This window comes from Atlantibacter hermannii (assembly GCF_009907385.1).
Classification (GTDB): domain Bacteria; phylum Pseudomonadota; class Gammaproteobacteria; order Enterobacterales; family Enterobacteriaceae; genus Atlantibacter; species Atlantibacter hermannii_A.
In genome coordinates this window covers 1-24,249 of sequence record NZ_JAAATR010000027.1, presented here as the reverse complement: position 1 = coordinate 24,249, position 24,249 = coordinate 1, and the positions used below count along the sequence as shown (strand labels likewise).

28 protein-coding genes are annotated in these 24,249 nt (G+C 54.8%); 20 read left to right on the top strand and 8 right to left on the bottom strand.

What is annotated here, in order from left to right; all coding sequences use genetic code 11:
* Nucleotides 1–233: 233 nt before the first annotated feature.
* On the top strand, nucleotides 234–1,532 hold the full coding sequence (locus GV764_RS08705) for a cytosine deaminase (protein ID WP_161659801.1): 1,299 nt from the start codon (nucleotides 234–236) through the stop codon (nucleotides 1,530–1,532).
* A 15-nt stretch (nucleotides 1,533–1,547) separates the two neighbouring features.
* Here GV764_RS08705 and tsgA read toward each other — a convergent pair whose 3' ends face one another.
* Nucleotides 1,548–2,732, bottom strand: coding sequence for an MFS transporter TsgA (gene tsgA / locus GV764_RS08700; protein WP_161659800.1), 1,185 nt, complete (start codon nucleotides 2,730–2,732; stop codon nucleotides 1,548–1,550).
* 277 nt (nucleotides 2,733–3,009) lie between these two features.
* Between tsgA and ppiA the strand changes: the two genes are divergently transcribed.
* From ppiA to argD, 5 genes are all read left to right on the top strand, one after another.
* Nucleotides 3,010–3,582 carry a peptidylprolyl isomerase A gene (ppiA, locus tag GV764_RS08695; RefSeq protein WP_161659799.1) on the top strand — a complete coding sequence of 191 codons (573 nt, stop codon included), beginning with the start codon at nucleotides 3,010–3,012 and terminating at the stop codon, nucleotides 3,580–3,582.
* 105 nt (nucleotides 3,583–3,687) lie between these two features.
* Nucleotides 3,688–3,858, top strand: coding sequence for a YhfG family protein (locus GV764_RS08690; protein WP_161659798.1), 171 nt, complete (start codon nucleotides 3,688–3,690; stop codon nucleotides 3,856–3,858).
* Entirely contained in the window at nucleotides 3,848–4,450 is a 603-nt protein-coding gene (locus GV764_RS08685) for a putative adenosine monophosphate-protein transferase Fic (RefSeq protein WP_161659797.1), read from the top strand. The genes GV764_RS08690 and GV764_RS08685 overlap by 11 nt, the downstream gene beginning before the upstream one ends.
* A gap of 30 nt (nucleotides 4,451–4,480) precedes the next feature.
* Entirely contained in the window at nucleotides 4,481–5,044 is a 564-nt protein-coding gene (gene pabA, locus GV764_RS08680; RefSeq protein ID WP_161659796.1) for an aminodeoxychorismate synthase component 2, read from the top strand.
* A gap of 85 nt (nucleotides 5,045–5,129) precedes the next feature.
* Nucleotides 5,130–6,347: a bifunctional acetylornithine/succinyldiaminopimelate transaminase gene (argD, locus tag GV764_RS08675; protein WP_161659795.1), complete on the top strand. Its 1,218-nt coding sequence runs from the start codon at nucleotides 5,130–5,132 to the stop codon at nucleotides 6,345–6,347.
* Here the strand turns inward: argD and GV764_RS08670 are convergent.
* Together GV764_RS08670 and crp are read right to left on the bottom strand one after the other, a co-directional pair.
* Nucleotides 6,337–8,433: a YccS/YhfK family putative transporter gene (locus tag GV764_RS08670; RefSeq protein WP_161659794.1), complete on the bottom strand. Its 2,097-nt coding sequence runs from the start codon at nucleotides 8,431–8,433 to the stop codon at nucleotides 6,337–6,339. The two genes, argD and GV764_RS08670, sit on opposite strands and share 11 nt — an antisense overlap.
* A 47-nt stretch (nucleotides 8,434–8,480) precedes the next feature.
* Entirely contained in the window at nucleotides 8,481–9,113 is a 633-nt protein-coding gene (gene crp, locus GV764_RS08665) for a cAMP-activated global transcriptional regulator CRP (protein WP_000242758.1), read from the bottom strand.
* Between the two features lie 303 nt (nucleotides 9,114–9,416).
* Here crp and GV764_RS08660 point away from each other — a divergent pair, with 303 nt between their 5' ends.
* Entirely contained in the window at nucleotides 9,417–9,821 is a 405-nt protein-coding gene (locus GV764_RS08660) for an OsmC family protein (RefSeq protein ID WP_161659793.1), read from the top strand.
* Nucleotides 9,822–9,850: 29 nt separating this feature from the next.
* On the opposite strand, the gene GV764_RS08655 is transcribed toward GV764_RS08660, so the two are convergent.
* The 4 genes from GV764_RS08655 to GV764_RS08640 all read right to left on the bottom strand — a co-directional run bounded on the left by GV764_RS08655 (nucleotide 9,851) and on the right by GV764_RS08640 (nucleotide 14,025).
* Nucleotides 9,851–10,717, bottom strand: a complete 867-nt coding sequence (locus GV764_RS08655) for a phosphoribulokinase (RefSeq protein WP_125292527.1) — start codon at nucleotides 10,715–10,717, stop codon at nucleotides 9,851–9,853.
* A 108-nt stretch (nucleotides 10,718–10,825) separates the two neighbouring features.
* Nucleotides 10,826–11,044 carry a YheU family protein gene (locus GV764_RS08650; RefSeq protein ID WP_125292526.1) on the bottom strand — a complete coding sequence of 73 codons (219 nt, stop codon included), beginning with the start codon at nucleotides 11,042–11,044 and terminating at the stop codon, nucleotides 10,826–10,828.
* Complete coding sequence (locus GV764_RS08645; RefSeq protein WP_161659792.1) at nucleotides 11,041–12,057, bottom strand: hydrolase; 1,017 nt, start codon at nucleotides 12,055–12,057, stop codon at nucleotides 11,041–11,043. Before GV764_RS08645 ends, GV764_RS08650 begins: the two co-directional genes overlap by 4 nt.
* A gap of 63 nt (nucleotides 12,058–12,120) precedes the next feature.
* Complete coding sequence (locus GV764_RS08640) at nucleotides 12,121–14,025, bottom strand: ABC transporter ATP-binding protein (protein WP_161659791.1); 1,905 nt, start codon at nucleotides 14,023–14,025, stop codon at nucleotides 12,121–12,123.
* A 206-nt stretch (nucleotides 14,026–14,231) separates the two neighbouring features.
* Between GV764_RS08640 and kefG the strand changes: the two genes are divergently transcribed.
* The 4 genes from kefG to slyD all read left to right on the top strand — a co-directional run bounded on the left by kefG (nucleotide 14,232) and on the right by slyD (nucleotide 17,486).
* Nucleotides 14,232–14,783 (top strand): glutathione-regulated potassium-efflux system ancillary protein KefG, encoded by a 552-nt coding sequence (gene kefG / locus GV764_RS08635; RefSeq protein WP_161659838.1) that lies wholly within the window; start codon nucleotides 14,232–14,234, stop codon nucleotides 14,781–14,783.
* Nucleotides 14,783–16,588, top strand: coding sequence for a glutathione-regulated potassium-efflux system protein KefB (kefB, locus tag GV764_RS08630; RefSeq protein ID WP_161659790.1), 1,806 nt, complete (start codon nucleotides 14,783–14,785; stop codon nucleotides 16,586–16,588). The genes kefG and kefB overlap by 1 nt, the downstream gene beginning before the upstream one ends.
* 15 nt (nucleotides 16,589–16,603) lie before the next feature.
* The gene (locus GV764_RS08625) at nucleotides 16,604–16,798 is read left to right on the top strand and encodes a YheV family putative zinc ribbon protein (protein ID WP_125292521.1); all 195 of its coding nucleotides are present in this window, start codon (nucleotides 16,604–16,606) and stop codon (nucleotides 16,796–16,798) included.
* A gap of 94 nt (nucleotides 16,799–16,892) precedes the next feature.
* Nucleotides 16,893–17,486, top strand: coding sequence for a peptidylprolyl isomerase (gene slyD / locus GV764_RS08620; RefSeq protein WP_161659789.1), 594 nt, complete (start codon nucleotides 16,893–16,895; stop codon nucleotides 17,484–17,486).
* Between the two features lie 44 nt (nucleotides 17,487–17,530).
* Here the strand turns inward: slyD and GV764_RS08615 are convergent, their stop codons facing one another.
* Entirely contained in the window at nucleotides 17,531–17,749 is a 219-nt protein-coding gene (locus tag GV764_RS08615; protein ID WP_161659788.1) for a protein SlyX, read from the bottom strand.
* A gap of 223 nt (nucleotides 17,750–17,972) precedes the next feature.
* On the opposite strand from GV764_RS08615, the gene fkpA reads away from it, so the two are divergent.
* The 9 genes from fkpA to GV764_RS08570 form a co-directional block, all read left to right on the top strand.
* Complete coding sequence (fkpA, locus tag GV764_RS08610) at nucleotides 17,973–18,788, top strand: FKBP-type peptidyl-prolyl cis-trans isomerase (RefSeq protein WP_161659787.1); 816 nt, start codon at nucleotides 17,973–17,975, stop codon at nucleotides 18,786–18,788.
* A 231-nt stretch (nucleotides 18,789–19,019) separates the two neighbouring features.
* Nucleotides 19,020–19,748, top strand: coding sequence for a helix-turn-helix transcriptional regulator (locus GV764_RS08605; RefSeq protein WP_125292517.1), 729 nt, complete (start codon nucleotides 19,020–19,022; stop codon nucleotides 19,746–19,748).
* Nucleotides 19,748–20,134 carry a sulfurtransferase complex subunit TusD gene (gene tusD, locus GV764_RS08600; RefSeq protein WP_161659786.1) on the top strand — a complete coding sequence of 129 codons (387 nt, stop codon included), beginning with the start codon at nucleotides 19,748–19,750 and terminating at the stop codon, nucleotides 20,132–20,134. Before GV764_RS08605 ends, tusD begins: the two co-directional genes overlap by 1 nt.
* Nucleotides 20,134–20,496 carry a sulfurtransferase complex subunit TusC gene (tusC, locus tag GV764_RS08595; RefSeq protein WP_161659785.1) on the top strand — a complete coding sequence of 121 codons (363 nt, stop codon included), beginning with the start codon at nucleotides 20,134–20,136 and terminating at the stop codon, nucleotides 20,494–20,496. Before tusD ends, tusC begins: the two co-directional genes overlap by 1 nt.
* A gap of 7 nt (nucleotides 20,497–20,503) precedes the next feature.
* Nucleotides 20,504–20,791, top strand: a complete 288-nt coding sequence (gene tusB / locus GV764_RS08590) for a sulfurtransferase complex subunit TusB (protein ID WP_161659784.1) — start codon at nucleotides 20,504–20,506, stop codon at nucleotides 20,789–20,791.
* Between the two features lie 124 nt (nucleotides 20,792–20,915).
* Entirely contained in the window at nucleotides 20,916–21,290 is a 375-nt protein-coding gene (gene rpsL / locus GV764_RS08585; protein ID WP_002436309.1) for a 30S ribosomal protein S12, read from the top strand.
* 95 nt (nucleotides 21,291–21,385) lie between these two features.
* Nucleotides 21,386–21,856: a 30S ribosomal protein S7 gene (gene rpsG / locus GV764_RS08580; protein WP_002436307.1), complete on the top strand. Its 471-nt coding sequence runs from the start codon at nucleotides 21,386–21,388 to the stop codon at nucleotides 21,854–21,856.
* A 97-nt stretch (nucleotides 21,857–21,953) separates the two neighbouring features.
* Nucleotides 21,954–24,068: an elongation factor G gene (fusA, locus tag GV764_RS08575; protein ID WP_161659783.1), complete on the top strand. Its 2,115-nt coding sequence runs from the start codon at nucleotides 21,954–21,956 to the stop codon at nucleotides 24,066–24,068.
* A 70-nt stretch (nucleotides 24,069–24,138) separates the two neighbouring features.
* A partial coding sequence (locus GV764_RS08570; protein ID WP_001336758.1) for a GTP-binding protein occupies nucleotides 24,139–24,249 on the top strand: 111 nt, incomplete at its 3' end.

The window sequence follows — 24,249 nt, the reverse complement described above, 5'->3', positions numbered from 1 at the left end:
CCTCAATTTCTATTCTACTACTGCCTACCTTAACGATTCAGCAAACCCCCTTCTTGATTCAGATCAATTTCCGCCCTATATACCCCTTAATGGGTATATCCTTGATTTTTGTATGATTTTCTAAGTAGCGGAATTGATTCAGTTTTCGATTCTGCGCGCTTTTTAAACAAATTCGGGTCACGTCAGGCGGAATGTGGTATCACTCTGTAAAAAGCGCTTACAGCGGAGGGAGTATGTCTTCAACGTCTTTGTGGTTAATCCAAAATGTGCGTTTACCGGGGCGGGAAGGGTTATGGCAAATCGCTATCGATAAAGGCCGCTTCGGGACCATCGCGCCGATGGAAAACGGCGTTCACAGCAGCCTTGATGTACTCAACGCGCGCGGCGGATTGGCCGTTCCGCCGTTTATCGAACCGCATATCCATCTGGACACCACGCAAACCGCAGGCGAGCCCGGCTGGAATCTCTCCGGAACCCTGTTCGAAGGCATCGAGCGCTGGGCCGAGCGCAAGGCGACGCTGAGCCATGAGGATGTCAAAGCGCGCGCCTGGCAAACCCTGAAGTGGCAAATGGCGCAGGGCATCCAGTATGTGCGCACGCATGTGGATGTCTCCGACCCGACGCTCACGGCGCTGAAAGCGCTGCTGGACGTGAAAAAAGAGGTCGCTCCGTGGATTGATTTACAACTGGTGGCTTTTCCACAGAAGGGCATTCTCTCGTATCCCAACGGCGAAGCCTTGCTGGAAGAGGCGCTGAAGCTCGGCGCGGACGTGGTGGGGGCGATCCCGCATTTCGAGTTCACGCGCGAATACGGCGTTGAGTCGCTGAATATTGCTTTCGCTCTGGCGAAGAAATATGACCGGCCGCTGGATATTCACTGCGATGAAATTGACGACGAGCAGTCGCGCTTTCTGGAAACCGTGGCGGCGCTGGCGCTGCGGGAAAGTATTGGCGAACGCGTGACCGCCAGCCATACCACCGCGATGCACAGCTACAACGGCGCATACACCTCGCGGCTGTTCCGCCTGCTGAAGCTCTCCGGGATTAACTTCGTCGCGAATCCGCTGGTGAATATTCATTTACAGGGACGGTTTGACGATTATCCGAAGCGGCGCGGCATTACCCGGGTGAAGGAGCTGCTGGCGGCGGATATCAATGTCTGCTTCGGCCATGACGATGTCTTTGATCCGTGGTATCCGCTGGGGACCGGCAACATGTTGCAGGTGCTGCATATGGGCCTGCACGTTTGCCAGATGATGGGCTATGAGCAAATTAACCAGAGCCTGGATTTAATCACTCACAACAGCGCCAGAACCCTGGGCATTACGCAATACGGCATTGAAGAGGGCAACCCGGCCAATCTGATTATTCTCCCGGCGGAAAACGATTTTGAGGCGGTACGACGCCAGGTGCCGGTGCGCTGGTCGGTGCGTCACGGCAAAGTGATCGCCACCACGCAACTGTCGCAAACCTGGGTGCAGATGGATAACGGCGGAGAGGAGATTTATTTCACGCGCCCTTCAGCAGGCTAAAGGGCGCGTTGAGCATTACTGCGCGGTAGCGGTCGCGCCGTGGCGACGGTGGCGCGTCACGAAGCCGAGAATGAAGCACATGACGAACACCACGGCGTACAGGCCATTGGCGGTATTCAACGCCGCCTGCGGGCCGCTGTGGGCGACAATCGGGCCGGTGACCACAAAGGTCAACATAGTGCCGACCGTGCCGCAGGTCAGAATAAAGTTAACCAGCTTCGGCGACGGCATCCTGGTTTGCAGAGAGCCGAGGGTGATGATCGAGGTGTAAATGGCGCTGGAGAAGAAGCCCAGCGTCAGAATAAACCACGCCATATGCTGCGGTTCGCCGGAAATAAAACAGTACATCAGCACCGTGGCGAGGCCCGCCAGCACGGTCAGAATGCGTTGCAGATCGAAGAAGCGCAGGATAAAGCTGAACGCCCACATGCCGAACATATACGACATCCAGAAATCGCTCACCAGTTTACCGGCGTCGTTCAGGCTCATGCCGAGGCTTTTCGCGTACTCCGGCACCCAGGAGATAAAGCCCAGCTGACCGAGGATATAGCACAGCGCCGCTACCGACAGGAACAGCACGCCAATACCCCACTTTTCTTTCTCGACAGGGGCGTCGCTCTGTTTGGCGTGTTTGCCCAGCGCCGGGAACGTGCAGCCGAAAGTCAGAATAAAAATCGCCACGTAGACCAGGCCGATACAGGCGTAAACCCAGTACCATTCAATGGTGCGCGCCAGCAGCCAGGCCGCCAGCATCGGGAAAATCATGCCCGCCATGCTGAAGAAAGAGTCAGTAAACAGCAGGCGCGAGCCGCGCTGACGTCCTTCGTACATTTGGGTCACCAGAAAGGTGCCGATAGACATGGTGATGCCGCTGACCACGCCCAGCACGAACATACAGGCGGAAAACAGCGCCAGGCTGTGGCTAAACATCAGTCCCGCCACTGCCAGCACCATCATCACAAAGCCAAAGCGCAGCTGGGTTTTCAGCGGAACGATTTCCATCAGCCAGGCATTCAGGAAGATGGAAATTAAAATCCCGGCGTTCAGAAAGGTGAAAGTATTGCTCATGCTGGAAACCGGCAGGCCGAAGTAGTCGGCGATATTGCCCATCACCATCCCGGTGACAATCACTAACGCGCCGGTCAGGGCGTAGGAAAAGTAACTGATCCATGTGAGCTTGATGCGATTGCTGTTAGTCATGAAGATCCTGTAAAGAGAAAGGTAAAGCATCCAGGGGACGCCGGAAGCGCGGGCAGTTTATGTGTTTTTGTGACGCATATAAACATTTCGGTATTCTTTTGCTGCAAAACCCACGTTTTGATGTGAGTGGAATCACATATATTTCCTATACTTTTCAGGTAAAAATCTCGGATGTTAGCCAGGCATCGTAAAACCAGGTAAATCTCTGGCACGATGCGGATACGGTCTTTAGAATCAAGCCACTCGCTTTTAACCCTGTTTTCGTAAGGAATGCTTCATGCTCAAATCAACTCTGGCGGCTGTTGCAGCTGTGTTCGCTCTTTCCGCTCTCTCACCTGCGGCGCTGGCTGCTAAAGGCGATCCTCGCGTACTGTTGACGACCTCTGCCGGCAATATCGAACTGGAGTTAAATAGCCAGAAAGCGCCAGTCTCTGCGAAAAACTTCGTTGATTACGTCAATAGCGGCTACTACAACAACACCATTTTTCATCGCGTGATCCCGGGCTTTATGATCCAGGGCGGCGGCTTCACTGCCGATATGCAGCAAAAACAAGCTAACGCGCCGATCAAAAACGAAGCCGACAACGGCCTGCGCAACACTCGCGGCACCATTTCGATGGCGCGTACCGCAGATAAAGACAGCGCCACCAGCCAGTTCTTTATCAACGTGGCGGACAATGCGTTTCTCGATCACGGCCAGCGCGATTTCGGTTATGCGGTATTTGGTAAAGTTGTGAAAGGGATGGACGTGGCCGATAAAATCGCCCAGACCCAAACGCATGACGTGGGCCCTTACCAAAATGTCCCGTCAAAACCGATAGTTATCCTGTCTGCTAAAGTCCTGCCGTAACCGCCTTTCGCGCGGGTTCGCTTAACCCGCGCTTGCCGCTTCCCGGCGTGTCTGTGATTTGCTGCTTATACTTGTGGCAAATACGGTCACGATCAGGGAGGCGCTATGTCTAAAAAACTCACCGATAAACAAAAATCCCGTCTCTGGGAACAAAAGCGAAACGGCAACTTTCAGGCCAGCCTGCGCCTGGAGGGACGGGATATCCCGTTAATCGAGTTAACCACAGACGAAGCCGAACAACGCCTTCAGGAACTCAGGGGGCACTATGAGCGATAAATTCGGCGACGGGCGTGACCCGTATCTGTATGCCGGCCTGGACGTGCTGAAAAACCGCCTTAATATTCGCCAGGCGCAGCGCCTGGACGCCGCGATGCTGGAGTTGATCGCGCTGCGCGCCGCCACGTTGCCGCTGGGGCCGATCCCGCGCGGGTTACCTCATCTGTGCGCTATTCACCGTCATCTGTTCCAGGACGTGTTCGACTGGGCGGGCGAGTTGCGTGAAGTGGATATTTACCAGGGCGACACCCGGTTTTGCCATTTCGGTTACATCGAAAAAGAGGGCAACGACCTGTTCCAGGATCTGGAAGATGAAGGGTATCTGGCGGGGCTGCCCGCGCCGGAATTTATCCAGCGGCTGGCGCACTATTACTGTGAAATCAACGTACTGCATCCGTTCCGCCTCGGTTCAGGGCTGAGCCAGCGCATTTTCTTCGAGCAACTGGCGATCCATGCCGGATACAGCCTCGACTGGCGCGATATCGACCCGCAGTTCTGGCGCGAAGCGAATCAGGCCGGGGCGATGGGCGATTTGGAGCCGCTGATTGCCATCTTCAGCAAAGTGGTGAGTGAAGCCAGGGAAAGTGAGTAGAATAGCGCGGTTCATCTTTTCGGAGCCGCTATGCTACTGCTGATTGATAATTACGATTCATTCACCTGGAACCTGTATCAGTATTTCTGCGAACTCGGCGCGGAGGTGGTGGTTAAGCGCAATGATGAAATCAACGTTGCTGACATCGCCACTCTTGCGCCGCAAAAAATCGTTATCTCCCCCGGTCCCTGTACGCCCAACGAGGCAGGTATCTCCCTGGATGTGATTCGGCATTACGCAGGCACGCTGCCGATCCTGGGCGTCTGCCTTGGTCATCAGGCGATTGGCCAGGCGTTCGGCGCGCGGATTATTCGCGCCCGCCAGGTCATGCATGGTAAGACTTCAGCAATCATCCATAACGGCAGCGGCGTGTTCCACGGCCTCAATAACCCGCTCACCGTGACGCGCTACCACTCCCTGCTGATTGATCCCGCCACGCTGCCGGACAACTTCGACGTCACGGCCTGGAGTGCCGGGGACGAAATCATGGGCATCCGCCATCGCGAGTGGGACCTGGAGGGCGTGCAGTTTCATCCGGAAAGTATTCTCAGTGAACAGGGCCACGCGCTGCTGGGCAACTTTTTACGCCGCTGATTTTCTGTTGCTATCAAGTGATTTTTTATGCATATTTTGTGATTATATTTTCAATCAAGATTTTGCATAAACGGATGGGCGTGAGATGGCTACAGAACAAACGGCAATTACCCGGGCGACTTTTGACGACGTTATTCTGCCAGTCTATGCACCGGCTGAGTTTATCCCGGTAAAAGGCAAGGGCAGCCGCGTATGGGATCAACAGGGCAAGGAGTATGTTGATTTTGCCGGCGGGATTGCGGTTACGGCGTTGGGGCATTGCCATCCGGCGCTGGTAGAGGCGCTGAAGACCCAGGGGGAAACCCTGTGGCATACCAGCAACGTCTTTACCAACGAGCCGGCGCTACGACTGGGCCGCAAACTTATCGACGCCACCTTTGCCGGGCGCGTGCTGTTTATGAACTCGGGCACCGAAGCCAACGAGACCGCGTTCAAACTGGCACGCTATTACGCGTCTACCCGCCACAGCCCGTATAAAACCAAAATCATCGCCTTCCATAACGCATTCCATGGCCGCTCGTTGTTTACCGTGTCGGTCGGCGGGCAGCCGAAATATTCCGACGGCTTCGGACCGAAACCGGCGGACATTATCCACGTGCCGTTTAACGATCTGCATGCGGTGAAAGCGGTGATGGACGATCACACCTGTGCCGTCGTGGTAGAGCCGATTCAGGGCGAAGGCGGCGTGACGGCGGCGACCCCGGAATTCTTACAAGGGCTGCGCGATCTGTGCGACCAACATCAGGCGTTGCTGGTGTTTGATGAAGTGCAGTGTGGTATGGGCCGTACCGGGGATCTTTTTGCTTATATGCACTATGGCGTGACGCCGGATATCCTCACCAGCGCCAAAGCGCTGGGTGGTGGTTTCCCGATCAGCGCGATGCTGACCACGCAGGATATCGCTTCGGCGTTCCATGTTGGCTCCCACGGCTCCACCTACGGCGGTAATCCGCTGGCCTGTGCGGTTGCCGGTGCGGCGTTCGATATCATCAATACGCCGGATGTACTGGCTGGCGTAAACCAGAAGCGCGCGCAGTTTGTGCAGCATCTGGAGCAAATCGACGCGCAGTACGATGTGTTCAGCGATATTCGCGGCATGGGGCTACTGATTGGCGCGGAGCTTAAACCACATTTTAAAGGCCGCGCGCGTGAATTCTTATACGCCGCGGCAGAGGCAGGCGTTATGGTGCTGAATGCTGGTCCGGATGTGATGCGTTTTGCGCCCTCGCTGGTGGTGGACGCGGCGGACATTGATGAAGGCATGACGCGCTTCGCGCAAGCCGTGGCGAAAGTCAGTCGTTAACCGCTTTTGGATTACTGAGTCGCCGCTTAAGCCAGATCCCATGATGCGGCCGCTGACGCCATGCTACGGATGAAATGGTATGCATGGTGTCGAGGTGGCCGAGTATCCGCTGCAGGTGCTGTTCCAGTACGCTTAACGGCCCCTGAGACATGGCTTCCGGCATATCCAGGATGACCGCGTCTTTTGTCTCACCCGGCTCGTCATATTCCAGCCGCTGCTGGCAGCGTTGCAGCGCAATTTCGCACGACTGCAAATAGCGCTGCGCCAGATCCGGCGTGAGCATGGTGTGCTCCCGCGCCATGGTGGTCATGGCGTTAATGTGCTCGACGATAAACTGGCTGTGCGTCACCCACAGCTTCATTTCTTCCAGATAGCGGGTGTTAAATCCCGGTTCCTGCATGGCCTGGTTCAGCGAGTTGTATAGCGCATTGTGCGCCTGATTCACCAGCATGCGCTGCCATGCCAGCGGCGTCGGCTGCGGGTCGTCGCTGAGAATTAAGCGTATCGCTTTCTGGTCTGCCTCCAGCGCGTCGTGGGCGTTTTTACGCAGCAGGCCGCTTTGCCACTGGGGCCATAGCCAGACCATGCCGCCAAAAGCGATCAGGCAGCCTATCAGCGTATCGATAAGCCTCGGCAGAATATATTGCTCGCCGCTCAGGGAGAGTAGCTGAAGGCTGTATACGGCGGTAACGGTAAAGCCAATGGTGGCCCAGCCGTAATTTTTGCGGATGATGAGATAGCTGACGATGGTGATGATCAGCATCGCCAGCAGGGTATAACCGTCGGCAACGTGGTAGTGCAGGGTGATACCGGCGATGATCAGCCCCGCCATGGTGCCGCCCGCACGGTGGAGAATGCGCACCCGCGTGGCGCCGTAGCCGTTCTGGGTGACGAACATCACGGTCATTAAAATCCAGTAGGGTTTCGGCAGGTGCAGGGCGCTGCCCACCAGGCTGGCGATACTCAACATCACGGCAATACGCGCCGAACTGCGCAATGCGGTGGATTTCAACGACAGATAACTTTTTAACGCGCGCAGCACCGGCAGGCGGCGCTGTTTGTCTTCCATCAGATCCCGCGAATAGAGCGGACGCTGGGATTTTAATACCCTGGCGATACGGCTGAAGTGGTATTCGCAGAACTGGCCTACCGGGTTATCCGGGTGCTGGCGGGCGATTTTCTCCAGTGCGCCAATCTGTTTATCCATGTCGAACCGTTTGGGATAGCGGTGATACAGAATGTCGTCGGCGCGCTCGCGCAGGCGGGCCGCCACGGTTTGGGCATTCCAGCGGATCACCGCTTCGGCATGAGTTTCATGCACCAGTTTCTGCACTTCTTCAGGCTGATGCAGGCTCACCGAGATGTGTTCCTGCAAATCAAGCGCGATCTGGAAGGTGCGCAGCAGGCGCTTATAGCCGTGATGGTTACCGGTCGACAGCATATGCAGTTGCTGATAGCACTGGGTAATCAGGTCGACGGTTTTTTGCTGGCGCGCCAGTAGCGGCGGCAGCGCGTTTTGCGGATCGGTATGCTGGGTCAACAGGCTGTATTTGGCTTCGCAATATTCCGCCAACTGGCGGTACAGCAGGCTCAATGTTTCGCGCAGCGGCTGCTCGCGCCACAGCCAGAACCAGAACCAGTTGAACAGCCCGTACCATAGCGTGCCCAGAGCATACAGCAGCAACGGTTCCCATATCGGCATATAGCCCGCCAGGCTGAGCGTGAAGATTGCCGCGATGAGTGAGGCCGGGAGCAGGCGCGCATGTAACGGACTGATTTCCGCCGTTACGCCCAGGATCAGCGCCAGCCCGGAGAGCGCCAGCGGCAGCGGCACGGCGTTAAGCAGCAGTAACTGCATCGCCAGGCTGCTGAGCGCAAACAGCGAGCCGCCGATTATCAGGCGCTTAAAGAAGCGTTTGTGCGGGGTATCCAGACCCGCGATATTGCAGCAGGCGGGAACCAGAGAGAACAGCAGGCCCTGTTGCAGATGGCCCAGAACCAGACCCACCGCCACAGGCAGACACAGCACCAGAGTTTGACGAAGTGCGTAGTTGATTTCCGGATGGTAGATCAGGCGTCGCCACATGGGTGAGGTCGGATGAAACGGCGTGTCGCCACGCCGTTTCGTAGGGTTTAGCGGGTACCGTAAACCACAATGGTTTTACCGTGGGCGGAGATCAGGTTTTGATCTTCGAGCATCTTCAGAATGCGGCCAACGGTTTCGCGGGAGCAGCCGACGATCTGGCCGATCTCCTGACGGGTGATCTTGATCTGCATGCCATCCGGGTGAGTCATGGCATCCGGCTGTTTGGCCAGATTCAGCAGCGTTTGTGCGATACGGCCAGTCACATCAAGGAAGGCGAGGTTGCCTACTTTCTCTGACGTGACCTGCAGACGGCGCGCCATCTGCGAAGAAAGACGCATCAGGATGTCAGGGTTAACCTGAATGAGCTGACGGAATTTTTTATAAGAGATTTCTGCCACTTCACACGCCGTTTTGGCGCGAACCCAGGCACTGCGTTCCTGACCTTCTTCGAACAATCCCAGTTCGCCGATGAAATCGCCCTGATTCAGATAAGAGAGGATCATCTCCTTGCCCTCTTCATCTTTAATCAGCACTGCCACGGAGCCTTTAACGATGTAATACAACGTTTCCGCCTTTTCACCCTGGTGAATCAGCGTGCTCTTCGATGGGTACTTATGAATATGGCAATGAGACAAGAACCATTCGAGAGTCGGGTCTGTTTGCGGTTTGCCAAGCACCATGCGCGGTTATCCTCTGTTTTAAGCTGACTCCAGAGAGCAACAATAATAACCCTCTGGGTTTTTGCAATCGTCTCTTCTCCTGGCCGGAGAAGGGGCCTTTAACGTCCTGTGGCCTGTAATAGGTGTGGTCGTATGCACACATGCATTACATCAATGTATCGCTGTAGCATCCGACTGTTTTAGCATAGCTTTACGTGGGTGTCTCCTATTGTCTCGTTTCAGCTTGACCTGGCTCTCATCCGTTGCGCGTTTTGTTACAGCCGCGTAATCTGTCAGTAATTTTGAAACGCTGGAGTAACCAAAATGCAGGCAAGAGTGAAGTGGGTTGAAGGGTTAACTTTTCTCGGTGAGTCCGCTTCCGGACACCAGGTTTTAATGGACGGCAACTCTGGCGACAAAGCGCCCAGCCCAATGGAAATGGTGTTGATGGCGGCGGGCGGCTGCAGCGCGATTGATGTGGTGTCGATCCTTCAGAAAGGGCGTCATGACATCACCGACTGCGAAGTGAAATTGACCTCCGAGCGCCGTGAAGAAGCGCCGCGCTACTTCACCCATATCAACCTGCATTTCATCGTGACCGGTAAAGCGTTAAAAGACGCGGCGGTGTCCCGTGCGGTGGATCTCTCCGCAGAGAAATATTGTTCAGTGGCGTTGATGTTGGAAAAGGCGGTTAATGTCACCCATTCCTACGAAGTGATTGAAGGTTAAAGACGCTTTGTTAAGGCGGCGTTGCCGCCTTATATTTTTCGCCCTTCCATGATTCTTTTCACCAGCGGCAGCATAATCAGCTCCATCGCCAGCCCCATTTTCCCGCCAGGCACCACTAATGTATTGATGTGGGAAATGAATGAACCCTGCAGCATGGCCAGCAGCCAGGGGAAATCGATCCCTTCCAGGTTCCTGAAGTGAATCACCACCAGACTCTCATCCAGCGACGGGATTGCTTTGGCGGCGAACGGGTTTGAGGTGTCTACGGTTGGTACGCGCTGGAAGTTAATGTGGGTGCGGGAAAACTGCGGCGTGATGAAGTTAATGTAGTCCTCCATTGAGCGCACCACCGAATCCATCACCGCTTCACGGGAGTGCCCGCGTTCGCTGGTGTCGCGGATGAGCTTTTGGATCCATTCCAGATTGACGATCGGCACCACGCCCACCAGTAAATCCACATGGCGCGCCACATCGTGATGCGGGGTGACCACGCCGCCGTGCAGCCCTTCGTAAAACAGCACGTCGGTTGGTTCAGGCAGCGGTTGCCAGGGCGTAAAGGTGCCCGGTACCTGGTTCCACGGCACGGCTTCGTCATAGGTATGCAGATATTTGCGCGACTGCCCGGTGCCGGTTTGGCCGTACTGATGAAAGGTTTGCTCAAGCAGGCCAAAGTCGTTAGCTTCCGGCCCGAAATAGCTGATGTGTTTACCCACGTCGCGGGCTTTGCGGATCGCCATATCCATCTCCGGGCGGGTATAGCGATGAAAACTGTCCCCTTCTACTTCGGCAGCATGCAGGTTGAGCTGGGCGAATATCTTACGAAAGGCGAGGCTGGTCGTGGTGGTTCCGGCCCCGCTGGAGCCGGTTACGGCGATGATCGGATGTTGGGCAGACATAGCGGAACAACTCCTTAGGGTAGCGACGTGAAGATAAGACCCGCGCAAGGCGAATGCGTTCTGGCGCTCTGATAAGCCGCCAGTCATTTTTATTGTTCAGCGAACGGATCAGCCCCGGAACTGGTCGCGCGGCATAATATTGACCGTTTCATGCAGTTCCGACCATACCAGAACCGCGTCGCCGCGTTCCAGTTGGTGCTTTACCTGCGAGACTTTATCGCTGAGCGAGCGTTCATGTTCACCATAATCGGTGCCTTCCCGCAAGACAAAAGCTTCGATGAGGTTTTCAAGCGTTTCCGGGTCGAGGGATTGCCAGGGAATAATCATGGTTTATCCAGATAAGGTGTGAGCCAGTCGGGAATGCGCGCCTCAAGCCACATTGTCGGGCGCAGAGTCGTACCGCCCACAAATCCCACATGCCCGCCATATTCGGTTAGCTGGTATTCGATATTGGCAGGCAACTGAGCGATGTCCGGGATAACGTGGCTATCCATAAACGGATCGTCCTGCGCATGAATGATAAGTGTAGGCTGGGTAATCGACGGCAGCAGCGGCATCGCGCTACAGCGCCGGTAATAATCGATCGCGTCATTGAAGCCGTGAGCTTTTGAGGTGATCAGATCGTCGAACTCGCGCAGGCGGCGAATGCTTTTCAGTTGGGTTAAATCCACCGGCAGCGTGCCCGGATAAGCCAGCAGCTTGCGCGAGGCATTGGCCTTAAGCAGATTCAACAGGTAGTGCTGATAGACCCGGGAGAAGCCTTTTTCCATATGGTAGCAGCAGTGCTCCAGCACAAACGGTGCGGACACAATCACCGCCGCGTTGACCGGCAGCTGCGGATATTTCGCCAGCATGCAGGCCAGCATATTGCCGCCAAGGGAAAAGCCCACCGCCGCAGTTGGCTGTTCGCCAAGCTGCCGGGCGATCCACTCCAGAAACCAGCGGCCATCTTCCGTTTCGCCGGAATGGTAAATCCGGTGCATGCGATTCGGTTCACCGCTGCATCCCCGGAAATGCATCACGACTCCCAGCCAGCCGCGGGCTTGCGCCGCCTGGATTAAACCGTGGGCATATGGGCTATTCAGGCTGCCTTCCAGACCGTGGAAAATGACCAGCCGGGGCTTATGGCGCGCCTGTTGGGGATCTTCGCTCCAGGCCAGATCGACAAAATCGCCGTCCGGAGTATCGAGCCGCTGCCACACCGGGGTGAACTGAAGCCGCCGCCGCAGAATACGCGGCAGCATGGTTTGCAGGTGAGGATTGCGCGCCCCCGGCATAGGCCGAAAATGGCGCGACGTCTCGTGATTGCCGGTTAAATCCGCAGGAGTTATTTCAGCCATAGCACAGGTTCATGTTTTGTAGGGATCCTTCTCGCGAACTTGTTTAATGAAGGGCGTCAGTGTTTATGATTCCTCAAGCAGTTGCTCTAACTGCTCCTGAGCGTCCAGCCATTCCATTTCGCAATTTTCCAGGTCGGCTTTGGTTTTGGCCTGACGTTGCAGACAGTCTGTTAAGTCGGCCTTACGGCTTTGATCGTACAGCGCGCTGTCGCCAAGCTGCGCTTCCACGTCCGCCAACTGCTGCTGGAGTTTTTCCATTAGCTTTTCGAGACGCATAATCTCTTTGCGCAGCGGCTGCGTCAGGGCGCGCAACTCCGCCTCGCGGCGCTTCTGATCTTTACGCGACTGGGCGCTGTTGGCGTTCTCTTTCGCCGTTTCCGTTGGCTGGCTCTCCTGCTTTTGCAGGTCGCTCAGCCACTTCTGATAGTCTTCCAGATCGCCGTCAAAGGCTTCCACTTTGCCGTCGTGCACCAGGTATAAATCATCCGTGGTGGAACGCAGTAAATGACGGTCGTGCGAGACCACCACCAGCGCGCCTTCAAATTCAATCAGCGCATCGGTGAGCGCCTGGCGCATATCCAGATCGAGGTGGTTTGTCGGTTCATCGAGCAGCAGCAGGTTAGGGCGCTGCCAGACAATCAGCGCCAGCACCAGCCGCGCTTTTTCGCCGCCGGAGAAGCGTTCAGTGTTCTCGCTGACCTTATCGCCCTGGAAACCAAAACCACCGAGATAATCGCGCAGTTGCTGCTCCAGTTCGCGCGGCGCGATACGCGCCAGGTGCTGAAGCGGCGACTCATCGGCGCGCAAAAATTCCAGCTGGTGCTGGGCGAAATAGCCGAGCTTGATGCCCTTCGCCAGGCCAATCTCACCCTGCATTGGGGCCAGCTCGCCCGCCAGCAGTTTAATCAGCGTCGATTTACCCGCGCCGTTACGGCCCAGCAGTCCGATGCGCGATCCCGGGACCAGGTTAAGTTTTATGGAGTCGAGAATCGTTTTATCGCCATAGCCCGCGCTCACTTTTTCCATTTTCAACAGCGGATTGGGCAGGCTTTCCGGGGCGCGAAAACTGAAGTGGAACGGATTATCGACGTGCGCGGGCAGAATCAGCTCCATACGCTCGAGCATTTTGATACGGCTCTGGGCCTGCTTCGCTTTCGAGGCTTTAGCTTTAAAACGGTCGATAAAGCTTTGCAGGTGCGCCACGCGCTGCTGCTGGCTTTCATACATCGACTGCTGCTGCGCGAGACGCGTGGCGCGCTGGCGCTCGAAGGAGCTGTAGTTGCCGGTGTATTCGAACATCGTCTGCTGCTCGATATGAATAATTTTATCCACCACCGGATCGAGGAAGTCACGGTCGTGAGAGATCAAAATCAGCGTTCCCTGATAGCTTTTCAGCCATTTTTCCAGCCAGATAACCGCGTCTAAATCGAGGTGGTTGGTTGGTTCATCGAGCAGCAGCAGGTCGGAACGGCAAATCAATGCCTGCGCCAGGTTAAGGCGCATCCGCCATCCACCGGAGAAGTCGCTGACCGGGCGCTCGAGCTGTTCGTTGCTGAAACCTAAGCCGTGTAGCAGGCTGGCGGCGCGGGAGCGAATGGTCCAGGCACTGATGGCGTCGAGTTTGCCATGCGCGGCGGCGATGGCGTGACCGTCGTTGCGCGCGTTGGCATCGTTCAGCTCGCGCTCAAACTGGCGGTATTCGCGATCGCCGTCGATCACGTATTCAATGGCCGGGACGGCAAGGGCAGGGGTTTCCTGATTCACCCAGGCTAACTGCCAGTTGCCCGGAAAGGTATGGCTCCCCCCGTCGGCGGTGATTTCGCTTTTCAACAGCGACAGCAGGGTAGATTTACCGCAGCCGTTTTTACCCACCAGGCCGACTTTTTGGCCAGGGTTGATGGTAGCGGTCGCGTTATCCAGCAGTACGCGTGTGCCGCGACGAATTTGCAACGAGGAGAATACAATCATAGAGCGCCGTATGTTCTGACTATGTTAATTTGTCATTATGATAATGTAAGGTGTGGGCGATTTGCCGCACCGGGCCGCAATGGTAGCCCAAAAAGAAGACGATACACAAAATCATTCTGGCTGCGCCATTGCGGCAAGAAGATCGGCGGCGCAGGCCGTTGCGTGTCCGTCAGAAAGAGAAAAGTTTTACGCCCGGGAGGGGAATGATGTCAGACACAGCGAAAGTGTTGCTGCTGTATGCCCATCCGGAATCCCAGGACTCGGTGGCAAACCGCGTTCTGCTTAAGCCGGCTTCGCAACTTGCAAATGTTACCGTGCACGATCTCTATGCGCACTATCCCGACTTTTTTATCGATATCCCGCGTGAACAGGCGTTGCTGTTGGCGCACGACGTCATTGTGTTTCAACACCCGCTTTATACCTACAGCTGCCCCGCGTTGCTCAAAGAGTGGCTCGACCGGGTGCTCAGCCGCGGCTTTGCCAGTGGACCGGGAGGAAATCAGCTCGCGGGAAAGTACTGGCGTAGCGTCATCACTACCGGCGAGCCGGAAGGCGCGTATCGCGGTGATGGGTTTAATCGCTACTCTCTCAGTGAAATTCTTCGTCCCTTCGAACTGACGGCGGCCATGTGCCATATGCAGTGGCTCTCGCCAATGATTGTTTACTGGGCGCGCCGGCAGGCGCTGGCAGAACTGGAAAGCCACGCCAGGGCCTATGGCGAATGGCTGGCCTCGCCGCGCATCCCGGGAGGTCGGTAATGGAAGGCGCGGATTTGTTGTTAGCGGGCGTGCTGTTTTTATTCGCGGCGGTCGTCGCGGTGCCGCTGGCGGCGCGTTTAGGTATTGGCGCGGTGCTGGGCTATTTGCTGGCGGGGATCGCCATCGGCCCGTGGGGGTTAGGGTTTATCAGCGACGTCGATGAGATCCTGCATTTCTCAGAGCTTGGCGTGGTGTTCCTGATGTTTATCATCGGACTGGAGCTGAACCCGGCGAAACTGTGGCAGCTGCGGCGTTCAATTTTCGGCGTGGGGGCGGCGCAGGTATTGCTTAGCGCGGGGATCCTGGCGGTGTTGCTGATGCTCACTCATTTCTCCTGGCAGGCGGCGATTGTCGGCGGGATTGGCCTGGCGATGTCTTCTACCGCGATGGCGCTGCAACTCATGCGTGAAAAAGGCATGAACCGCAGCGAGTCCGGGCAGTTGGGCTTTTCAGTGTTACTGTTCCAGGATTTGGCGGTGATCCCGGCGCTGGCGCTGGTGCCGCTGCTGGCAGGCAATGCCGATGAGCATCTTGACTGGACTAAAGTGGGTCTCAAGGTGCTGGCGTTTGCCGGGATGTTGATTGGCGGCCGCTATCTGCTGCGCCCGGTGTTTCGCTTCATCGCCAGTTCCGGGGTGCGCGAGGTGTTTACCGCCGCGACCCTGTTGCTGGTGCTGGGCTCGGCGCTGTTTATGGACGCGCTAGGTCTGTCGATGGCGCTGGGAACGTTTATCGCCGGGATCCTGCTGGCGGAAAGCGAATACCGCCATGAGCTGGAAATCGCCATCGACCCCTTTAAGGGCCTCTTGCTGGGGCTGTTCTTTATCTCTGTCGGCATGGCGCTCAACCTGGGCGTGCTGTACACCCATATCCTGCTGGTGGTGGCGGGCGTTGCCATTCTGGTGGCGGTGAAAATAGCGGTACTGTATGGCCTCGCCCATCTCTACGGGTTGCGTAATTCAGAACGGCTGCAATTTTCCGGCGTGCTCAGCCAGGGCGGCGAATTCGCGTTTGTGCTGTTTTCAACGGCTTCATCGCAGCGGCTGTTTCAGGGGGATCAGATGGCGTTGCTGCTGGTCACCGTGACGCTGTCGATGATGACCACGCCGCTATTAATGAAGCGCATTGATAAGCATCTGGCGCGCCGGTTCAATGAACCAGAAGATGGGGATGAGCAACCCTGGGTTGAAGATGATAAACCGCAGGTGATTGTGGTGGGCTTTGGGCGCTTCGGTCAGGTGATTGGGCGCTTACTGATGGCGAACAAAATGCGTATAACGGTGCTGGAGCGCGACATTAGCAGCGTCAACCTGATGCGCAAATACGGTTACAAGGTTTACTACGGGGATGCGACACAACTCGAGCTTTTGCGTTCTGCCGGGGCAGAACAAGCAAAATCCATTGTCATTACCAGTAATGAGCCGGAAGATACCCTAAAGATTGTGCACCTTTGCCAACAGCATTTTCCCCATCTGGCGATTTTAGCCCGTGCGCGGGGGCGCGTTGAGGCCCACGAACTGCTGCAGGCAGGCGTGACGCAATTTTCCCGTGAGACGTTCTCCAGTGCGCTTGAACTTGGCCGCAAAGCGTTAATATCGGTGGGGCTGCATCCCCATCAGGCACAGCGCGCGCAACTGCATTTTCGTCGGCTGGATATGCGTATGCTGCGGGAATTAATGCCAATCCATACCGATACCGCGCAGATATCCCGCGTGCGCGAAGCTCGCCGCGAACTGGAAGAGATCTTCCAGCGTGAAATGCAGCAGGAGCGGCGGCAATTTGATGGTTGGGATGAATTTGAGTAACAACGAGGTACGTCAGTGCGAAAAAGATTCATAGCCGGGGCGGTTTGTCCGTCCTGCCAGGCGCAAGATTCGCTGGCGATGTGGCGCGAAAATAATGTCGATATTGTTGAATGCGTTAAGTGCGGCCATCAAATGCGCGAGGCGGATAAATCTGCCCAGTCGCATGTGCGCGAGCAAGAGCAAGTCATCGGGATTTTCCATCCCGACTAGCGCGATCGGTCAGCTTTTTTTAAGCTTAGGGGTACACAGGCGTCGATTTCCGTTACAATCGGCGCCAGAAATTTTTCCACGCTCAGGAGATATCATGAAAGTAGCAAAAGACCTGGTGGTCAGCCTGGCCTATCAGGTACGTACAGAAGACGGTGTATTGGTGGATGAGTCTCCGGTGAGTGCACCGCTGGACTATCTTCATGGTCATGGTTCACTGATTTCCGGTCTGGAAAATGCGCTGGAAGGCCACGACGTCGGCGATAAATTCGACGTTGCTGTGGGCGCCAACGACGCTTACGGCCAGTATGACGAAAACCTGGTGCAGCGCGTACCGAAAGACGTCTTCTTGGGCGTTGACGAACTGCAGGTTGGCATGCGTTTCCTGGCTGAAACTGACCAGGGCCCGGTTCCGGTTGAGATTACTGAGGTGGAAGACGATCACGTTGTGGTTGACGGCAACCACATGCTGGCTGGCCAGAATCTGAAATTCAACGTCGAAGTTGTCGCGATCCGCGAAGCGACCGAAGAAGAACTGGCTCATGGCCACGTTCACGGCGCGCACGGCCATGACCACGATCACGACCACGGTCATGACGGCTGCTGCGGCGGTCACGGCCATGGTCATGACCACGGCCACGAGCACGGCAAAGGCGGTTGCGGCGGCAACGGTGGCTGCGGTTGCCACTAAATGCGAAAACGAAAAAGGCAGCCTGGCTGCCTTTTTTATTGCTCTTAATAATGCGGTGGGGGCGTTTCTTCAGACTGCGGCGCGACCATCGAAGGTTGTGTGGCCTTCAACTTTTCCACTAATAACCGCAGATGCTCCCGCAGCTTAACCATCTCCAGCTCATGGGCCGTTACCGTCTGGTTTAACTCTTCGATGGTAATTTCCTGAAATGCAAGACGACTTTCAAGCTCTGCCAGCCGTTGTTCGGTCGATAGATGCTGCATGACTACCCTCTCTGACAGCGTTTAAACACGTTTGTGATTTTACGCGAAAAAACAGGATGTTTGCAGCGGTGAATTACCGGGGATGAAACTTCTGCATACAAAAATAGTCTCAATTTGATCCTATAACGTTCCCGAAGATTGTGTAGATTTCTTCCGCGACGTTATAGTAAGCCTCTTTGCTGATATTAAACCGGGGTGAGAGGCCTCGGTTCTGGAGAAATGGATGAAATCACTGTTTAAAGTCACGCTGCTGGCGACCACCCTAGCCGTTGCTCTGAATGCCCCTGCGTTTGCTGCACCTGCGGCCACGCCTGCTGCAACTGCCGAGAGCAAATCAGCATTCCAAAACGATGACCAGAAATCAGCCTATGCGCTGGGTGCTTCACTGGGCCGTTACATGGAGAACTCATTAAAAGAACAAGAAAAGCTGGGCATCAAATTAGATAAAGCACAGCTGATTGCCGGTGTTCAGGATGCATTTGCTGATAAGAGCAAACTTTCCGATCAGGAAATTGAGCAGACTCTCCAGGCGTTTGAAGCGCGTGTGAAAGCTTCCGCGCAAGAGAAGATGGAAAAAGACGCGAAAGAAAACGCCGATAAAGGCAAAGCCTATCGCGATACTTTCGCCAAAGAAAAAGGTGTGAAAACCTCCTCTACCGGCCTGATGTACAAAGTAGAAAAAGCCGGTACTGGCGAAGCGCCTAAAGACAGCGACACCGTTGTGGTTAACTACAAAGGGACGCTGGTCGACGGTAAAGAGTTTGATAACTCTTACACCCGCGGCGAGCCGCTTTCTTTCCGTCTTGACGGTGTGATCCCAGGCTGGACTGAGGGCCTGAAAAACATCAAGAAAGGCGGCAAAATCAAGCTGGTCATCCCACCTGAGCTGGCTTACGGTAAAAATGGCGTACCGGGCATTCCTGCCAACTCTACCCTGGTGTTTGACGTAGAGCTGCTGGACATTAAACCGGCTCCGAAAGCCGATGCCGCGCCGCAAGCAGATGAGAAAGCCGCTGCTGGCGACGACGCTAAGAAATAAGCAAGAGTTTGAAACCGCCGCCTGCCAGGCGGCGGTTTTTTATTTGCCGCAGGGTCATTGTCCGTTATGTTGCAGGCCATGGCGCAGGCAACCCGAAAGATGACGGGTATAATTAACACTGGAAAACACGTCTGACGCTGTATTACTTTATCTGTTTGCGTAACAACTGAGTGATGAGTCTGCCCTGACACCGAAATACGACAGGCTCTATGTATAGGGTGGTATTCTTTCATGTCCAATTCGCTTTTAACTAACGAGACCAGTGAACTTGATTTACTGGACCAGCGTCCTTTTGATCAAACTGATTTCGATATTCTCAAATCCTATGAAGCGGTAGTGGACGGGTTAGCCATGCTGATTGGCTCACATTGCGAAATCGTGTTGCACTCTTTGCAGGACCTAAAATGCTCCGCCATCCGCATCGCGAACGGCGAACACACCGGGCGAAAAATTGGCTCGCCGATAACCGACCTGGCGCTGCGTATGCTGCATGATATGACCGGTGCCGACAGTAGCGTCTCGAAGTGCTATTTCACCCGCGCCAAAAGCGGCGTACTGATGAAGTCAGTGACAATCGCTATTCGTAACCGGGATCAGCGGGTAATCGGCCTGTTGTGCATCAATATGAATCTCGACGTGCCGTTTTCGCAGATTATGAGCACATTTGTGCCGCCGGAAACCCAGGATCAGGAAGTGCCTTCCTCGGTGAACTTCGCCTCCTCGGTGGAAGATCTGGTGATGCAGACGCTGGAATTCACCATTGAAGAAGTTAACGCGGATCGCAACGTCTCCAACAATGCCAAGAATCGCCAGATTGTGCTCAACCTTTATGAAAAAGGCATCTTCGATATTAAAGACGCTATCAACCAGGTCGCCGATCGGTTAAACATCTCCAAACACACGGTGTATCTCTATATTCGCCAGTTCAAGAGCGGCGATTTTACCGGGCAAGAGCGCTGATGCGTTTTGCGCTTATGGTCACCGGCCCGGCGTATGGCACGCAGCAAGCCAGCAGCGCTTATCAATTCGCCAGAGCTGTCATAGAGGAAGGGCATCGCGTGGAAAGCGTCTTCTTTTATCGGGAAGGCGTTTATAACGCCAACCAACTGACGTCCCCTGCCAGCGATGAGTTTGATATGGTACGCGCCTGGCAGCGCCTGAGTGAAGAACAGGGCGTGGCGCTGCATATTTGCGTCGCGGCAGCGTTACGACGCGGCATCACCGACGACGAACAGGCGCAGCAACTCAATTTGCCTGGCGCTAATCTGCAGCCGGGGTTTACGTTAAGCGGCCTTGGCGCACTGGCTGAAGCGGCGCTTACCAGCGATCGTATGGTGCAATTCTAATGAACCGTGTCGCGTTTGTTTTTTCCTCCGTCCCCCATGGTGCTTCAGCAGGGCGTGAAGGGCTGGATGCGCTGTTGGCGACATCGGCGCTCAGCGATGAGTTGGGCGTTTTCTTTATTGGCGACGGTGTTTTTCAAATCCTGGCAGGCCAACAGCCCGGCGAGATCCTGGCCCGCGACTATATTGCCACCTTCAAACTGCTGGCGCTCTATGATATCGAGAACTGCTGGCTTTGCGCCGATTCGTTGCGCGAGCGCGGACTGGACCCGGACGCCAGCGAGTTTGTCGTGGAGGCAGAAGCCCTGGACAGCGCGCGCCTGCGGGACGCGCTTAACCAGTACGATGTGATTTTACGTTTCTGAGGTTTCAATGCTGCATACCTTAACGCGCTCGCCATGGCAGATGGATTTCACAGGCTTCCTGCGGATGCTTGCGCCCGGCGATGATGTCTTGCTGATTCAGGATGGCGTGGTGGCCGGTATCGCAGGCACGACCTTCCTTGAATTATTGCAGCAGGCCCCCATATCCCTTTACGCGCTGGAAAATGACATTGTTGCGAGAGGTTTGAGCGCTCAAATTTCGACCGATATCGGCAGGGTTAGCTATAATGACTTCGTCAGATTAGCCATGACGCACCCTGGTCAGATGAACTGGTAGCCTGAGATCGCTGTATATTTCTTGACTCCTTTTCGACAGAGCCATAAAATTCTGCGTCCTCATATTATATGAGGTCGATTTATTACGTGTTTACGAAGCAAAAGCTAAAACCAGGAGCTATTTAATGGCAACAGTTAACCAGCTGGTACGCAAACCACGCTCTCGCAAAGTTGCAAAAAGCAACGTGCCGGCGCTGGAAGCATGCCCGCAAAAACGTGGCGTATGTACTCGCGTATATACCACCACTCCGAAAAAACCGAACTCCGCTCTGCGTAAAGTGTGCCGTGTTCGTCTGACTAACGGTTTTGAAGTGACTTCCTACATCGGTGGTGAAGGTCATAACCTGCAGGAGCACTCCGTGATCCTGATCCGTGGCGGTCGTGTTAAAGACCTCCCGGGTGTTCGTTACCACACCGTTCGCGGTGCGCTTGACTGCTCCGGCGTTAAAGACCGTAAGCAAGCTCGCTCCAAGTACGGCGTGAAGCGTCCTAAGGCTTAATGGTTCTCCGTTAAGTAAGGCCAAACGTTTTATATTACTGTCAAACTAAACTCGTAGAGTTTTGGACAATCCTGAATTAACAACGGAGTATTTCCATGCCACGTCGTCGCGTCATTGGTCAGCGTAAAATTCTGCCGGATCCGAAGTTCGGATCAGAACTGCTGGCTAAATTTGTGAATATCCTGATGGTAGATGGTAAAAAATCTACTGCAGAAGCAATTGTATACAGTGCTCTTGAGACCCTGGCTCAACGCTCTGGTAAATCTGAACTGGAAGCATTCGAAGTCGCGCTGGACAACGTTCGTCCGACTGTCGAAGTTAAGTCCCGCCGCGTAGGTGGTTCTACTTATCAGGTTCCAGTTGAAGTTCGTCCGGTCCGTCGTAATGCCCTGGCAATGCGTTGGATCGTTGAAGCTGCTCGTAAACGCGGTGATAAATCCATGGCTCTGCGCCTGGCGAACGAACTCACTGACGCTGCAGACAACAAAGGTACTGCAGTGAAGAAACGTGAAGACGTTCACCGTATGGCAGAAGCCAACAAGGCGTTCGCACACTACCGTTGGTAATCCCTTCGGAATGATAGTCACCAGGCGGGCGCTTCAGTTGGGTTGCCCGCACTGGTTAACTTAATCTGAACGCCTAATGCAATAAACGAGGAATCAAATGGCTCGTACAACACCCATTGCACGCTACCGTAACATCGGTATCAGTGCACACATCGACGCCGGTAAAACCACTACTACCGAACGTATTCTGTTCTACACCGGTGTAAACCATAAAATCGGTGAAGTTCATGACGGCGCCGCTACCATGGACTGGATGGAGCAGGAGCAGGAGCGTGGTATCACCATCACCTCCGCAGCGACTACTGCGTTCTGGTCTGGTATGGCTAAGCAGTATGAACCGCATCGTGTAAACATCATCGACACCCCGGGCCACGTTGACTTCACCATCGAAGTAGAACGTTCCATGCGTGTTCTTGACGGTGCGGTAATGGTTTACTGCGCAGTTGGTGGTGTTCAGCCGCAGTCTGAAACCGTATGGCGTCAGGCAAACAAATATAAAGTTCCACGTATCGCGTTCGTTAACAAAATGGACCGTATGGGTGCGAACTTCCTGAAAGTTGTTGGTCAGATCAAATCCCGTCTGGGCGCGAACCCGGTTCCGCTGCAACTGGCGATTGGTGCTGAAGAAGGTTTCACCGGCGTTGTTGACCTGGTGAAAATGAAAGCCATCAACTGGAACGATGCGGATCAGGGCGTGACCTTCGAATATGAAGATATCCCGGCTGATATGCAGGACCTGGCTGAAGAATGGCACCAGAATCTGATCGAATCTGCTGCTGAAGCTTCTGAAGAGCTGATGGAAAAATACCTGGGCGGCGAAGAGCTGACCGAGGAAGAAATCAAGAAAGCTCTGCGTCAGCGCGTTCTGAACAACGAAATCATCCTGGTAACCTGTGGTTCTGCATTTAAGAACAAAGGTGTTCAGGCAATGCTGGATGCGGTAATCGATTACCTGCCGGCACCGACTGACGTTCCTGCGATCAACGGCATCCTGGACGACGGTAAAGATACTCCGGCTGAGCGTCACGCTAGCGATGACGAGCCGTTCTCTGCACTGGCGTTCAAAATCGCGACCGACCCGTTCGTGGGTAACCTGACGTTCTTCCGCGTGTACTCTGGCGTGGTTAACTCTGGTGATACCGTACTGAACTCTGTGAAATCCGCTCGCGAGCGTTTTGGCCGTATCGTTCAGATGCACGCTAACAAGCGTGAAGAGATCAAAGAAGTTCGCGCTGGCGACATCGCGGCTGCAATCGGTCTGAAAGATGTGACTACAGGTGATACTCTGTGTGATCCGGACAACCCGATCATTCTGGAGCGTATGGAATTCCCTGAGCCGGTAATCTCCATCGCCGTAGAACCGAAAACCAAAGCTGACCAGGAAAAAATGGGTCTGGCTCTGGGCCGTCTGGCTAAAGAAGACCCGTCATTCCGCGTATGGACTGACGAAGAATCTAACCAGACCATCATCGCTGGTATGGGCGAACTGCACCTGGACATCATCGTTGACCGTATGAAGCGCGAGTTCAACGTTGAAGCTAACGTAGGTAAACCTCAGGTTGCTTACCGCGAAGCGATTCGCGCGAAAGTTACCGATATTGAAGGTAAACACGCTAAGCAGTCTGGTGGTCGTGGTCAGTACGGTCATGTCGTTATCGACATGTACCCGCTGGAGCCGGGCTCAAATCCGAAAGGTTATGAGTTCGTTAACGACATCAAAGGTGGTGTAATTCCTGGTGAATACATCCCTGCCGTTGATAAAGGCATCCAGGAGCAGCTGAAGTCTGGTCCGCTGGCAGGTTACCCGGTAGTAGACATGGGTATTCGTCTGCACTTCGGTTCTTACCATGACGTTGACTCCTCTGAACTGGCGTTTAAACTGGCCGCTTCTATTGCCTTTAAAGAAGGCTTTAAGAAAGCGAAACCTGTTCTGCTTGAGCCGATCATGAAGGTTGAAGTAGAAACGCCGGAAGAGAACACCGGTGACGTTATCGGTGACTTGAGCCGTCGTCGTGGTATGCTGCGCGGTCAGGAATCTGACGTTACTGGCGTTAAGATCCACGCTGAAGTTCCGCTGTCTGAAATGTTCGGATATGCAACTCAGCTGCGTTCTCTGACCAAAGGTCGTGCATCTTATACCATGGAATTCCTGAAGTATGATGATGCGCCGAACAACGTTGCTCAGGCCGTAATTGAAGCTCGTGGCAAGTAAGCCCCGGGGTTAAAACTAATGTCCCGTGCTCTCTCCTGTTGGGGAGAGCACTATAGTAAGGAATATAGCCGTGTCTAAAGAAAAATTTGAACGTACAAAACCGCACGTCAACGTTGGTACTATCGGCCACGTTGACCACGGTAAAACTACCCTGACCGCTGCCATCACTACCGTTCTGGCT